Here is a 12678-nt window from a genome sequence, read left to right as displayed (position 1 = left end):
ATGGAAATCCCAAGGTTGGGTGAAACGGTGAAACCGGGTCCTGGTCGGGCCTGTGGCTGCAGCTGCTTCACGGGTCAAAGTAGCGCGGATTGTGCAGGACAAAAAACGCCCGCTCGGTGCGATCGGACACGGAGCCCGCCATGGAGCCCCGGTTTTACACCTGCTTGCATCCGCCGGTCTCGGGCGCGGGCGGCGGTGCCTTCAACCGCCCCGCACCATCGCCAGCACCTTGCCCGCGTCCAGCGTCTGCGCCGTGGCCTGGATCTGTGGCAGGTATTGCGCCTGCATCTGCTTGGCCGGCTCCAGCAGGTTCTGGAAGGTTTCCTGCAGCAGCGCAGTGCTCATCACCCGGCCGCCCGCGTAATAACGCTTGGCCACCTGGCCCAGCGCATAGGTGGTGGCAAAGGAAAACGCCACGCCCGTGGCCGCTCGGCCCAGCCCGCCGAGCATGCGGCCCGCGGCGGCACCGATCAGCCCTCCCAGCAGCTTGCGGCCGAACTGTTCGAGGTACTGCGACGTCAGGCCCACGCCCACGGCGGCGATGAATTCGCGGATGTGTCCCTGGTCAAGCTCGACACCGTGCGCCTTGCCAATGTTGTAGACCATGCGCACCTGCAGCGGAATGATGGCCATCGAGGCCCAGGACTGCGGCAGCAGCTCCAGCGCGCCGTTGAGCAGCGCCGCGTTCAGGATGGTTTTGTCGAGCTGGGCGTCGAGCGCGGTATCGAGCGGCGCGGCCCGTGGCACCGGTGGCGCCGCCGGCGTGGTGGCGGCCACCGGCACGGGCACCGGGGCGGCCTCGTCGGCCGCGTCCAGGAGGGCCGCCACCTCGCGCTCGAACGCCAGGGCCTGCGCCGCGTCCAGCTGCAGACGGGTCTTCAGGTCGGCCAGGAAGGCGGCCTCAGCCGGGCTCTGGCGCCCGTCCGCATCGCAGACGCACACCGCCATTTCGTAGGCGAGCTGGCGCTGACCGGCGTCCGTCAGGCCAGCCACGGCATCGGCCAGCGAAACGCGCTTGAGCAGCACGTCCTGGTAGAGCCGGGTCAGCCCGGCGCCACCGGGCTCCTGGCCGAGTGTGTCCGCCAGGTGGCGAATGGCCTCGCGCTCGGCGTCGGCCTTGTGTCCGTCCGAAAACGCGGCCAGCAAGGCGATGCTCAGAATGGACTGTTGTTCTTGAGGGGACATGGGCGGTGCTCTCCTGGGTTGCGTTGGATGCGCCGAGTATGGGCTGCGGGCATTTCAGGGCCAAGGGTTCTGGTATCAAGACCTTCGTGGGTCCAACGGGATACCCGGTGCGTCTGGACCGCGACCCGCGCCGCAACCCCGATAATCCCCGCATGCGCTTTCTGATCGACTTTTTCCCCATCGGCCTTTTCGTCGCGGCCTACAAACTGCACGACATCTACACCGCCACCGCCGTGCTCATGGTGGCCACCGTGGTGCAGACCGCCATCATCTATGCCATTGACCGGCGGTTGCAGACCTTGCACAAGGTGACGCTGGTGCTGGTGCTGGTGTTCGGCACGCTGACCCTGGTGCTGCAGGACGAGCGCTTCATCAAGTGGAAACCGACCGTGTTGTACGCGAGCATGGCCATCGTGCTGGGGGCGGCACTCTGGGGCTGGAAGAAGAACTTCCTGCAGCTTCTGCTGGGCAGCCAGTTGACGCTGCCCGCGCCGGTGTGGGCGCGGCTCACGGTGATCTGGATCGGCTACTTCCTGTTCATGGCGGGCATTAACGCCTACGTGGCCGCGTACTACTCCACCGAAGACTGGGTGAACTTCAAGCTCTGGGGCTATGTGTTCCCGGTGATCTTCATCGTGGGCCAGGGGCTGTACATCGCGCGCTATCTGAAAGACGACGGCTCCGCCGCCAACGGGGAACCGAAACCATGACAGAGACGACCCTGCCCACGGCCGAGGCACTGGACGCGACCCTGCGCGCCGCGCTGGCGCCTACCTGGCTGGAGGTGCTCGACGAGAGTGCCGCGCACGCCGGCCATGCCGGCGCGAACGCGCTGGGGTATGGCACCCACTTCCGGGTGCGCATCGGCGGGCCGGCGTTTGCCGGCAAGAGCCGGGTGGCCCAGCACCGGCTTGTGTATGATGCGCTGCAAAAATTCACCGACGCGGGCCTGCACGCGCTGGCGATTGAAATCAAGGTCTGAACCCTTCCACCGATGCACGCACCGCCAACCGCCCCGCCCGTTGGCCTCGACACACCCTGACACCTTTTTTTGCGGCCGCCGCGCCATGCAACTTCGCTGCACACGGCCGCTCCAACCCCTTTTTTCAACCCGAGGAACACCATGAAATTTTCCCTGTCGGCCCTGACCGCGGCCGCCCTGATCGTCGCTGCGCCCTGGGCCGCCGCGCAGAACGTGGCCGTTGTGAACGGCAAAGCCGTGCCCACCGCGCGCGTGGAAGCGCTGGCGCAGCAGGTGGCGGCGTCCGGCCGCCCGGTGGATGACACCGTGCGCGCACAGCTGAAAGAAGAAGTGGTGCTGCGCGAGATCTTCGTGCAGGAAGCGCAGAAGCGCGGCATCGCCGCCACGCCCGAATACAAGACCCAGATGGAACTGGCCCGCCAGACCATCCTGATCCGCGCGCTGTTCGCCGACTACCAGAAGAAGAACCCGGTGAGCGACGCCGAGGTGCAGGCCGAGTACGACAAGTTCGCCGCGGCCAACGGTGGCAAGGAATACCGCGCCCGCCACATCCTGGTGGAAAAGGAAGACGAAGCCAAGGCCATCATCGCCTCGCTCAAGGGCGGCGCCAAGTTCGAAGACATCGCCAAGAAGCAGTCCAAGGACCCGGGATCCGGCGCCAACGGTGGCGATCTGGACTGGGCCGCGGCCGGCAGCTACGTGGCCGAGTTTTCCGAAGCCATGGTGAAGCTGGACAAGGGCCAGATGACGCAGGAGCCGGTGAAGAGCCAGTTCGGCTGGCACATCATCCGCGTGGACGACGTGCGCCAAGCCCAGTTGCCCAAGCTCGAAGAGATCAAGCCGCAGATCGCCCAGCAGATGCAACAGCAGAAACTGATGGCGTTCCAGCAAAGCCTGCGCGAGAAGGCCACGGTCAAATAAGAAACGACGGTGGTGCGCCGCTTCGGCGCCCTTCCCTGCTGGCGAAAAGCGCGACCTCGGTCGCGCTTTTTTTGTGCCTGCGCATCGGGTTCGAAGAGCCGTCGTCACGACAATATTTGATCAAATATTTGACGATCATGAATAAATTGACATAATTCCCGCCATTATTTGATCAAACAAAGCGATCTTCATGTCTGCTTCCAGCCCCAGCATCCAGGACTTTCTGTCCCAGCACCGCATCCAGGAAGTGGAGTGCGTCATCCCCGACATGACGGGCATCGCACGCGGCAAGATCCTGCCCAAGGACCTGTTCCTCAACTCCGGCCACATGCGCCTGCCCAAGAGCGTGCTGCTCAACACGGTCAACGGCCAGCAGCCCGACAACACCGCCTTCGTGGGCGACACCGACCCGGACATGGTCTGCGTGCCCGACCTGGCGACCGCGCGGGTGGTGCCCTGGGCAGCGGAGCAGGTCGCGGTGATCATCCACGACTGCGAGGAGTTCGACGGTACACCGGTGGCGCTTTCCCCGCGCTGCGTGTTGCGCCGCGTGTTGCAGCTCTACGCAACGCAGGGCTGGCAGCCGGTGGTGGCGCCCGAGATGGAGTTCTACCTGGTGGCGCGCCACCAGAACCCGCACGAACCGCTGCAGCCGCCGCTGGGCCGCACCGGCAAGCCCGAGGCCGGCCGCCAGTCGTATTCGATCGACGCGGTGAACGACTTCGACCCGTTTTTCCTGGAGCTCTCGCGCTTCTGCGAGGTGCACCGCCTGGGGGTGGAAACGCTGATCCACGAAGCCGGCGCGGGCCAGATGGAGATCAATTTCACGCACGGGGAGCCGATGGACCTGGCCGACCGCGTGTTCCTGTTCAAGCGCACGGTGCGCGAAACCGCGCTGCGCCACGGCATCTTCGCCACCTTCATGGCCAAGCCCATGGAGGCCGAGCCGGGCAGCGCCATGCACATCCACCAGAGCATCCTGGACGCGAAGACGCGCGACAACATCTTCAGCCTGCCCGACGGCTCGGTGAGCCCCGCGTTTCACCACTACATCGCTGGCCTGCAGCGCTACGTGCCGCAGCTCATGCCCATGCTCGCGCCGTATGTGAACTCGTACCGCCGGCTCGCGCGCCACATGTCGGCGCCCATCAACGTGCAATGGGGCTACGACAACCGCACCTGCGGCATCCGCGTGCCGGAGTCGGACGCGGCCAACCGCCGGCTGGAAAACCGAGTGCCGGGCGTGGACGTGAACCCCTACCTCGCCATGGCCGCCACGCTGGCCTGTGGTTACCTCGGCATGGTGGAGCAAAGCCTGCCCACCGAACCCATGAACAGCAGCGCCTGGGCCATGGACCACGAACTGCCGAGCCACATGGAAGACTCGATCCGGCGCATGCGCGAATGCGAGCCGCTGCGCGAGATGCTGGGCGGGGCCTTCATCGACGCCTTCCTGGCCGTGAAAGAGGTGGAGTACGCCACCTACAACCGCGTCATCAGTTCGTGGGAACGCGAACACCTGCTGTTGCTGGTGTGAGGGTATGTGGCACCCCCTGCGCCGCTGCGCGGCTGGGTGGGGCCGCGTTCCGTTGAGGATGTGCGTTGAATCTTGAAAAAACGATAGAGGCGAGATGAAAACTCCAACCCCTTCCCTCCCCAGCCGGACCGGCCTGGACTGGCCCCGCGCCCAGGCTTTCCTGGCCCGCGAGCGCGACAGCTACGCCGCACGCAATCCGCATTCGGCGGCGCTCGCCGCGCAGGCGCGGCAGCACCTGTTGTTTGGCGTGCCGCTGCACTGGATGAACGACTGGGGCACGCCGTTTGCCCTGCACGTGTCCCACGCCAGCGGCGCCGAAGTCACCGACGTGGACGGGAACGCCCTGGTGGATTTCTGCCTCGGCGACACCGGCGCGATGTTCGGCCACGCTCCCGCGCCGGTCGCCGCCGCGCTGGTGCGGCAGGCCACGCGGGGCTACACCACCATGCTGGCCACGGCCGATGCCGCTGCCGTCGGCAGCTTGCTCGCCGAGCGCTTTGGCTTGCCGTTCTGGCAGTTCGCCCTGAGCGCGACCGACGCCAACCGCTACATCGTGCGCTGGATCCGCGCCGCCACCGGGCGCAAGAAACTGTTGGTGTTCAACGGCTGTTACCACGGCACCATCGAAGACGTGTTCGTCGATCTGATCGACGGCCGGCCCACGCAACGCGACAGCCTGCTGGGCCAGGTGCACGACCTGACCGAGCACACGGTGGTGGTCGAGTTCAACGACCTGCCCGCGCTGGAGGCCGCGCTGGCCCAAGGGGACGTGGCCTGCGTGCTGGCCGAGCCGGTCATGACCAACATCGGCATGGTGCTGCCCGAGCCGGGGTTCTGGGAGGCGGCGCAGGCGCTCATCCGGCAACACGGCGCCTGGCTGGTGATGGACGAAACCCACACCATCAGCACCGGCCCCGGCGGCTACGCGCGCGCCCACGGCATCGAGGCCGACGCGCTCGTGCTCGGCAAACCGGTGGGCGGTGGCGTGCCCTGCGCGGTCTACGGCATGAGCGAGCGCCTCGCCGAGCGCGCCGTGAAAGCCAAGCAGGACGCGCCACCCGGCCACAGCGGCATCGGCACCACGCTCACCGGCAACATGCTGGCCATGGCGGCCATGCGCGCCACGCTCGGCGAGGTGATGACCCCAGCCGCCTACGGGCACATGCTGGCCGTCTCGGCACGGCTTGCGGACGGCATTCGCCAGACCCTGGCGCGCCACGGCCTGCCCTGGTGCGTGACCCAGGTGGGCGCACGCACCGAGTTCCAGTTCTGCCCCGAACCACCGCGCAACGGCAGCGAGGCCGGGCAAGCGCTCGACGCTGAGCTGGAACACCTGATCCACCTCGGCCTGCTCAACCGCGGCGTGATGATCACGCCCTTTCACAACATGATGCTGGTCTGCCCGCAGACCACCGAGGCCCACGTGGATCGGTTGATCGCCGCGCTGGACGAGGTGATCACCCAGATCAAGGCGCCCGCCGTCCCATGAAGAACACCACCGCTACCACCCAGCAGGACAGCACCTACCTGCGCCTGCGCCAGTGGGTCACGGTGGGCAAATTCCTGCCGGGCGAACGGCTCAAGATCCACGCGATCGCCAAGCAGTTGGGCGTCGGCGTCATGCCCGTGCGCGCCGCCCTGCAGCGGCTGGCCGCCGAAGGTGCACTGGTCAACGTGCCGCACAGCGGCATGCTGGTGCCCCGGCTGTCGCTGGCCGAGTTCGACGACGTGTTACAGACCCGCCTGCTGCTCGAAGGCGAAGCCGCCGAACGTGGCGCGCACCGGCTCGATGCCGCCGGCGTGGCCGAGCTGCTGGCGCTGGAGCAGAAGATGCGCGACGCGCTCAAGGTCAACGACGCCAAGGGCTACCTGGACGCCAACGAGCTCTTTCACCTGCGCCTGTACCAGGCCGCCGCGTCGCCCACCCTGCTCTCGCTGATCGAAACCGTCTGGCTCAAGGTCGGGCCACTGTCCAACAAACTGTTCGAGGTGTCCGCCTCGTTGCGCGTGATCAACGAGGCACACGGCGACGTGGTGATGGCGCTGCGGCTGCGCGACAGCGCCGGCGTGCGGCGCGCGATCGAGAAAGACCTGTTCGTGGCCGGGCAGTTCCTGCGGCCGTTCTGCGCGGGTTAAACGCCCCCCCCGCGCCGCTTCGCGTCACCCTCCGGGGGCGACACCAGCCGTCTGGCAGAGCCAGCCCGGCGGTGTCTCTGGGTGGCACTGTTTCAGGCTGCTGGGTTGCGCTCCGGCACCGTTGGAAAACGAAAAAGACACCGGGGTTCAATGCTCATCGGCTGACCCACACCCAAGCACTCACCAGCCCGATCAACACCGGCTGGTGCAGCAGGTAGTAGCTCAGGCTCCAGCGGCCCAGCGTCACCAGGCCGCGTTTCAGGCCGGTGGCCGGCGCGTCCGCCGACCCCAGCCACTGCGGCCGGTGCAACAAGGCCCAGCGACCCGCCGCCACGCCCCACCACATCACGCCCAGCCAGGGCAGCAGCGGCACATAGTCTTCGGTCACCGGTAGGCGGCTGATGAAGCCCAGCGCATTCGGGCCCGGGCTGTTGAGCACCTGCAGCGCCGGCACGGTGGCGATCACGGCCGGTGCGATGAACTTGGCCGCGATCGCCAGTGCGCCCAGCGGCCACAGCCAGGCGCCCCAGCCGGCGGTCAGCCGCACCACGATCAACATCACCGCGATACCGTGCAGCACCCCGAAGTAGATGAAGCTTTTGGGGAACATCAGCATGGAGCCCGCGGTGACCAGCAGCGCCGCGCCCGCCACCTGCCCCCAGCGCCGCCAGAAACGCGGCCAGCCCTGCCCCTGCGACAAGGCCACCGCCTGCGACAGCCCGGCCGTGAACAGGAACAGGCTCACGATGGCGCTGCGCTGCCAGGTCCAGAACGGATCGTGGTGGAGGTCCGCGCGGATGAAGCCGAAGTGGTCGAGGTCAAAGCAGAAATGGAACACCGTCATCCACAGCATGGCGGTGGCGCGCAGCAGGTCGATGCGGTCGAGACGGCCTGGCAGCATGTTTCCGCTGGACATACCGGCGTCAGGCGGCAGAACGGTGGTGAATCGCCAGCAGCAGTTGCGCCAGATCGCGCGGCGCGCTCACCATGGGGTCGTGCCCGGTGGCCATTTCGTACACCGTCCAGCCCGGCTCGCTGCGCACGCGCTGGCGCGACGCCGCGATGGTGGCCAGCGGTGGGTGGGTGCAGTCGATGAAGCTGTGCGGCACGGCCCAGACCAGCGCCGGGTCGAAGCGCAGCGGCTCCTGGTAGAGCCGGAAGGGTTGCGGCGTCTGCCGGCGGTTGACCCAGTCGCGGTCGGCGCCTTCCAGGCCAAACAACGAGGCGTCGGGCGGCGGAAAACTCAGGCCGCCACTGGCCTGCGCTTCCTTGACGCGCCTGGCCACGGTTTCGGGGCTGTGCGGCGTGCTCCAGCTGTCGCCGGGGTTGGGCACGCCCGCGTCCACGTAAACGAGGTGGCGCAGCAGGCCCGGGTGCGTGCGCTGCAGGCGGTCGGCCACGCAGGTGATGAGGTTGCCCGCGTAGCTGTGACCCACCAACACCACGCGCTGCAGCTCTTCGGCCTCGATCAGGCCGATCACGTCCTGGGTGTGGGTGTCGATGCCGACCTCGGGGCTGAGCAAGTGCGCCCGCTCGCCCACGCCAGTGAGCGTGACGGCGTGCGTCTCGACACCCGCGCCGCGCAGCAGGGGCAATACGCGGCGCCAGCACCAGGCGCCGTGCCAGGAGCCGTGCACGAGCACGATGGCGGTCTTTGCGATTTCGGTGGCTGCGTTCATGGGCGTTCTCCAGGACAATACCGGCTTGAATTTTTCCCCCGATTCTGCCTCTTCGCCCCGCCCCACCGACCATGCTGCCGCACCAACTCGAACTGCTCTCCCCCGCGCGCGACGCCGACATCGGCATCGAGGCGGTGAACCACGGGGCCGACGCGGTCTACATCGGCGGGCCGAGCTTCGGCGCGCGCACCAGCGCCGACAACCGCGTGCAGGACATCGCCCGGCTGGCGAAACATGCGCACCGCTTCGGCGGCCGCATCTTCACGACGATGAACACCATCCTGCGCGACGACGAGCTGGAGCCCGCGCGCAAGCTGGCCTGGCAGCTCTACGACGCTGGGGTGGACGCGCTCATCGTCCAGGACATGGGCCTGTTGGAGATCGACCTGCCGCCGATCCAGCTGCACGCCAGCACCCAGACCGACATCCGCACGCCCGAAAAAGCCCGCTTCCTGCAGGACGCCGGCCTGTCCCAGATCGTGCTCGCGCGTGAACTCACGCTGCAGCAGATCGCCGACATCCGCGCCGCCACCGACCCACAGCGCTGCACGCTGGAGTTCTTCATCCACGGCGCGCTCTGCGTGGCCTACAGCGGCCAGTGTTTCATCAGCCACGCCCACACCGGGCGCAGCGCCAACCGCGGCGACTGCTCGCAGGCCTGCCGCCTGCCCTATGAAGTGAAAGACAGCCAGGGCCGCATCGTCGCGCACGACAAGCATGTCCTTTCCATGAAGGACAACAACCAGAGCAACAACCTGCGCGCCCTGATCGACGCCGGCGCGCGCAGCTTCAAGATCGAAGGCCGCTACAAAGACATGGGCTACGTGAAGAACATCACCGCCCACTACCGGGTGTTGTTTGATCAGATCCTGGAAGAACGCCCCGAGTTGGCGCGCGCCAGCAGCGGCGAATGCACCTTCAGCTTTCAGCCCGACCCGGACCAGAACTTCAACCGCGAGTTCACCGACTACTTCGTGCAGGGCCGCCAGCAAGACATCGGCGCCTTCGACACCCCCAAGAACCCCGGCCGCCCCATCGGCTACGTCACCCAGGTCGGCCCCCACTTCGTGGAGCTGGAGACCGACGACCCGGCCACCGTGATCCACAACGGCGATGGCCTGTGTTACCTGGACCTGCAGAAAGAACTGGTGGGCCTGCAGATCAACCGGGCCGAGTCGACAGGCAAACCGGGCCTCTGGCGCGTGTTCCCCAAAGACCCGATGGACAGTTTCAAGGACCTTCGCAAAGGCGTGCAGATCAACCGCAACCGCGACATGGACTGGGTGCGCGGGCTGGAGAAAAAATCGGCCGAGCGCCGCATCGGCGCCTGGTTGAGGCTGGACGAAACCACCAACGGCCTGAGCCTCACGGTCACCGACGAAGACGGCCACAGCGCCACCGCCACCCTGCCCTGCGCGCTGGAACCCGCGAAAGACCCGGCGCAGGCCGATGCCCGGCTGCGCGACAGCCTCTCACGCCTGGGTGAAACCATCTTCCAGCCCATCGACGTGGCGCTGAACCTGAATGGACCCCGCTTCGTGCCCGCCTCGCTGCTCAACCCCTTGCGCCGCGAGGCCATCGACAAACTCGAAGCCGCCCGCACCGCCGCGTGGCAGCGCCTGCCGCGGGCAAAGCCGGTGGAGCCGCCCGCCCCCTACCCCGAAGACACCCTGACCTACCTGGCCAACGTGTTCAACCACAAGGCCCGCGACTTCTATGCGAAACATGGCGTGAACATGATCGCCGCCGCCTACGAGAGCCACGAGGAAGAAGGCGAAGTCAGCCTGATGATCACCAAACACTGCGTGCGCTACAGCCTCAGCCTGTGCCCCAAGCAGGCCAAGGGCGTGACGGGGGTTCAGGGCACGGTGCGCGCCGAACCCATGCAACTCATCAACGGCCATGAAAAGCTCACCCTGCGCTTCGACTGCAAGCCCTGCGAAATGCACGTGGTGGGCAAGATCAAGCGCAGCGTGTTGAACGCCGTGCCGGCGAGCCCGGTGACGTTCTACCGGACGCGGCCGAGCGGCGCGGCAGCGGGCTGAACCCCTTTCGTTGTCGCGGAAGGCAATCGCTCCAGGGAACGGGTTGCAGGCTTCTATACTGCCTGCTGCCATTCATCAGGGAGTTTCACATGACATCTTTTCTGCGTCCTTTTTCGCAGGCCGCTGCCGTCTGCACGCTCGTCGTTTCGTTGACCGCCTGCAGCACACCAGGCACCACCCTCAGCGTTCCGACCCTCGACACGCCGGGAGAACTCACCGGCAAGATCGTGGGACCGATCGAATTCGGTCAGCCCGGCGAAGGCGCGGGCTTGAAAGCCTACGCTTTGGAACTCCCGGTACCGATCAGGTTTGATGACCGCGGCGAGTGTGGCGAGCAAATCATGAACATCATGGCGATTGAGCAGTTCGACATCGCGCCGTACCACGGAAAAACGGTGCGTTTGCGAGCAACACCTTTTTGTCAGATCAGCCGATCTGGCAAATACCATCTCAAGGATGTGACGGTACGCGAAACCCGCCCCTGAGCTTGTGCACGCCATGCATGAGCGCGGTGCCCGCGCTCACCAGACACTCACAGGGAGAAAACAATGGGTGAACCCAGCAAGATCACAGATCTGATCAGGACCGAAGGTAAAACCCGCGTCTATCAGATGGACGATGGGTCGCAGGAGACACGCGAAGGTGGCACGGTGTCCTGGCGCAACAACAATCCAGGCAACCTCAAGTTCGAATATGCCGGTAGCGCTGACAAGACGGTGACATCGTCGCGGACGCCCGAAGCCGCATTGGCGGCGGCTCAGGCACGTTACGGCGGGGTGGTCGCGCTGGACCAGTGGGGTAACGCGATTTTTGAAACCCAGGCAGCGGGTCGAGCGGCCAAGGCCCAACTGTTGACCAACACCCATGGCGATCGCACGATTCCAGAGATGCTTGGCCGGTATGCGAAGGACGATTACACCGGCAAAGCCAACACCGATGCCTACGCGAACTCGGTCTACGCCGAAGGTGACCGTCAGGGCGTGGAGCTTCGTGGCAAGGCAATCAAAAACCTGAGCAGCAAGGAGTTTGAAGCCCTGCTCGACGGCATGAAGAAAGTCGAAGGCTTTCAGGAGGGTGTCGTAACGCGCACGCCGGCCAAAACCACTGACAGTCCGGATATGCCCACTGCCTCTTCGCAGATTCGGTCCGCGTTGAGCCCCGAGCAGCAGCGTGTCCACCAGATGGCGATTGAGCGCCTGAGTGGTTCCCTTGGCGCCAACTACTCACCCGAGCAGATCGACGCCATCGCAAGAAGCGTGGCTCAGTTGGCAGCGACGAACGCCAACCGGGGAGAGGGACAAGGTGTGTTTCTCAGCAAGGACCAGCAGACCATCGCACTGAAACAGACTTTCGGCATCAGCGAGATCGGTATTCAGGAGGCCCTGAGCCCATCAACCAAGGCATCGCCGCTGCACCCCGCGATGACCGGAGTACCACAGCAGGCCATGCAGCCAGAGGCTGAGCTGCGCACAGCGCTTTCGCGCTGAAAACGGCTTTCGCGAGCTGTTCGCAAAAAGGGGATGTAAGGACATCCCCTTTTTTATGACCATGTCCGGCACCAGCGCCGGCCAGACGCTGCACCCGATCAGATATAGGCGTTCACCGGCGGCACATGCCGCATGTGCAGCGACATCCCCAGCGCTGCCATGTGGTTGCTGTTGCGGCCGAGGATTTCTTCGCTCAGGGGCAGAAACTCGGTCTCCTCGAACGTGGCGTGGGCCTTGTATTCGGTCACGAGGCGGTGCAGCTCGCTCACGTCCAGGCGGGTGCTCTGGCCTTTGGCAACCGGTTTCAAACCCTTTTCCAGCTGTTTCCAGAGGGCTTCGATGGCGCGGTGTTCATCGGTCAGGCGTTTGGCCATGGCCTTGACCCGTTCGAGTTCCGCGCCGGGCTGGGCGCTGGCCATCACGGCGGGGAACAGCTCGCGCTCTTCTTCCAGGTGGTGTTCGAAGATGGCTTCGCGGAAGAATTCGAGCGATTCCTCGGCGATCTGGCGTGCCCTGGCGGCGGGCTCCAGCAAGGCGGGCAACTCGTCAAGCGCGGTGAGGCGCTTGACGATCCCTGCGTGGCAGTTGGAAAAGTTGTTCAGCGGGGCGTCGGCATCGACCGGGGGCTGGGTGATCATGGGGGGCTCCTGAGAGGGTATGGGGGTGATCAGCGCGGCGCATGGCGCCCAACCGCTGTGGATGGTTC

12 protein-coding genes and 1 pseudogene are annotated in these 12678 nt (G+C 66.0%); 9 read left to right on the top strand and 4 right to left on the bottom strand.

All coding sequences use genetic code 11. The features are described 5' to 3' along the window. Positions 1-201 precede the first annotated feature (201 nt). Positions 202-1194 (bottom strand): annotated as a pseudogene (locus KIH07_RS16055) (YcjF family protein); the annotation flags it as partial. 143 nt (positions 1195-1337) lie between these two features. Here KIH07_RS16055 and KIH07_RS16050 point away from each other — a divergent pair. From KIH07_RS16050 to KIH07_RS16025, 6 genes are all read left to right on the top strand, one after another. Continuing rightward, positions 1338-1895, top strand: coding sequence for a septation protein A (locus KIH07_RS16050; protein ID WP_226494729.1), 558 nt, complete (start codon positions 1338-1340; stop codon positions 1893-1895). Then, a complete protein-coding gene (locus KIH07_RS16045) occupies positions 1892-2167 on the top strand; it encodes a BolA family protein (protein WP_226492927.1) in 276 nt (91 codons plus the stop codon). The genes KIH07_RS16050 and KIH07_RS16045 overlap by 4 nt, the downstream gene beginning before the upstream one ends. 141 nt (positions 2168-2308) lie before the next feature. Further along, entirely contained in the window at positions 2309-3088 is a 780-nt protein-coding gene (locus KIH07_RS16040) for a peptidylprolyl isomerase (RefSeq protein ID WP_226492926.1), read from the top strand. 190 nt (positions 3089-3278) lie between these two features. Continuing rightward, positions 3279-4625: a glutamine synthetase family protein gene (locus KIH07_RS16035; RefSeq protein ID WP_226492925.1), complete on the top strand. Its 1347-nt coding sequence runs from the start codon at positions 3279-3281 to the stop codon at positions 4623-4625. 94 nt (positions 4626-4719) lie between these two features. Then, a complete protein-coding gene (locus KIH07_RS16030; protein WP_226492924.1) occupies positions 4720-6114 on the top strand; it encodes an aspartate aminotransferase family protein in 1395 nt (464 codons plus the stop codon). Continuing rightward, positions 6111-6761, top strand: coding sequence for a GntR family transcriptional regulator (locus tag KIH07_RS16025; RefSeq protein ID WP_226492923.1), 651 nt, complete (start codon positions 6111-6113; stop codon positions 6759-6761). Before KIH07_RS16030 ends, KIH07_RS16025 begins: the two co-directional genes overlap by 4 nt. Positions 6762-6915: 154 nt before the next feature. Here KIH07_RS16025 and KIH07_RS16020 read toward each other — a convergent pair whose 3' ends face one another. Both KIH07_RS16020 and KIH07_RS16015 read right to left on the bottom strand, forming a co-directional pair. After that, positions 6916-7662: a heparan-alpha-glucosaminide N-acetyltransferase gene (locus KIH07_RS16020; protein ID WP_226492922.1), complete on the bottom strand. Its 747-nt coding sequence runs from the start codon at positions 7660-7662 to the stop codon at positions 6916-6918. 22 nt (positions 7663-7684) lie between these two features. Continuing rightward, on the bottom strand, positions 7685-8440 hold the full coding sequence (locus KIH07_RS16015) for an alpha/beta fold hydrolase (protein ID WP_226492921.1): 756 nt from the start codon (positions 8438-8440) through the stop codon (positions 7685-7687). 71 nt (positions 8441-8511) lie between these two features. On the opposite strand from KIH07_RS16015, the gene KIH07_RS16010 reads away from it, so the two are divergent. The 3 genes from KIH07_RS16010 (at position 8512) to KIH07_RS16000 (ending at position 11972) form a co-directional block, all read left to right on the top strand. Continuing rightward, positions 8512-10485: a peptidase U32 family protein gene (locus KIH07_RS16010; RefSeq protein ID WP_226492920.1), complete on the top strand. Its 1974-nt coding sequence runs from the start codon at positions 8512-8514 to the stop codon at positions 10483-10485. An 89-nt stretch (positions 10486-10574) separates the two neighbouring features. Beyond that, complete coding sequence (locus KIH07_RS16005; RefSeq protein ID WP_226492919.1) at positions 10575-10970, top strand: hypothetical protein; 396 nt, start codon at positions 10575-10577, stop codon at positions 10968-10970. A gap of 63 nt (positions 10971-11033) precedes the next feature. After that, entirely contained in the window at positions 11034-11972 is a 939-nt protein-coding gene (locus tag KIH07_RS16000) for a hypothetical protein (RefSeq protein ID WP_226492918.1), read from the top strand. Positions 11973-12070: 98 nt separating this feature from the next. Here the strand turns inward: KIH07_RS16000 and KIH07_RS15995 are convergent, their stop codons facing one another. Further along, a complete protein-coding gene (locus tag KIH07_RS15995; protein WP_226492917.1) occupies positions 12071-12610 on the bottom strand; it encodes a hemerythrin domain-containing protein in 540 nt (179 codons plus the stop codon). Positions 12611-12678 lie beyond the last annotated feature (68 nt).

Origin of the sequence: Hydrogenophaga taeniospiralis, from assembly GCF_020510445.1 — a bacterium.
Classification (GTDB): domain Bacteria; phylum Pseudomonadota; class Gammaproteobacteria; order Burkholderiales; family Burkholderiaceae_C; genus Hydrogenophaga.
This window is presented reverse-complemented; position numbering and strand designations above follow the sequence as displayed.

Coding starts and splice junctions, on each gene's coding strand:
- KIH07_RS16010 (WP_226492920.1), top strand. CDS start 8,512: ATGCTGCCGCACCAACTCGAACTGCTCTCCCCCGCGCGCGACGCCGAC.
- KIH07_RS16030 (WP_226492924.1), top strand. CDS start 4,720: ATGAAAACTCCAACCCCTTCCCTCCCCAGCCGGACCGGCCTGGACTGG.
- KIH07_RS15995 (WP_226492917.1), bottom strand. CDS start 12,610: ATGATCACCCAGCCCCCGGTCGATGCCGACGCCCCGCTGAACAACTTT.
- KIH07_RS16050 (WP_226494729.1), top strand. CDS start 1,338: ATGCGCTTTCTGATCGACTTTTTCCCCATCGGCCTTTTCGTCGCGGCC.
- KIH07_RS16000 (WP_226492918.1), top strand. CDS start 11,034: ATGGGTGAACCCAGCAAGATCACAGATCTGATCAGGACCGAAGGTAAA.
- KIH07_RS16035 (WP_226492925.1), top strand. CDS start 3,279: ATGTCTGCTTCCAGCCCCAGCATCCAGGACTTTCTGTCCCAGCACCGC.
- KIH07_RS16040 (WP_226492926.1), top strand. CDS start 2,309: ATGAAATTTTCCCTGTCGGCCCTGACCGCGGCCGCCCTGATCGTCGCT.
- KIH07_RS16005 (WP_226492919.1), top strand. CDS start 10,575: ATGACATCTTTTCTGCGTCCTTTTTCGCAGGCCGCTGCCGTCTGCACG.
- KIH07_RS16020 (WP_226492922.1), bottom strand. CDS start 7,662: ATGCTGCCAGGCCGTCTCGACCGCATCGACCTGCTGCGCGCCACCGCC.
- KIH07_RS16025 (WP_226492923.1), top strand. CDS start 6,111: ATGAAGAACACCACCGCTACCACCCAGCAGGACAGCACCTACCTGCGC.
- KIH07_RS16045 (WP_226492927.1), top strand. CDS start 1,892: ATGACAGAGACGACCCTGCCCACGGCCGAGGCACTGGACGCGACCCTG.
- KIH07_RS16015 (WP_226492921.1), bottom strand. CDS start 8,440: ATGAACGCAGCCACCGAAATCGCAAAGACCGCCATCGTGCTCGTGCAC.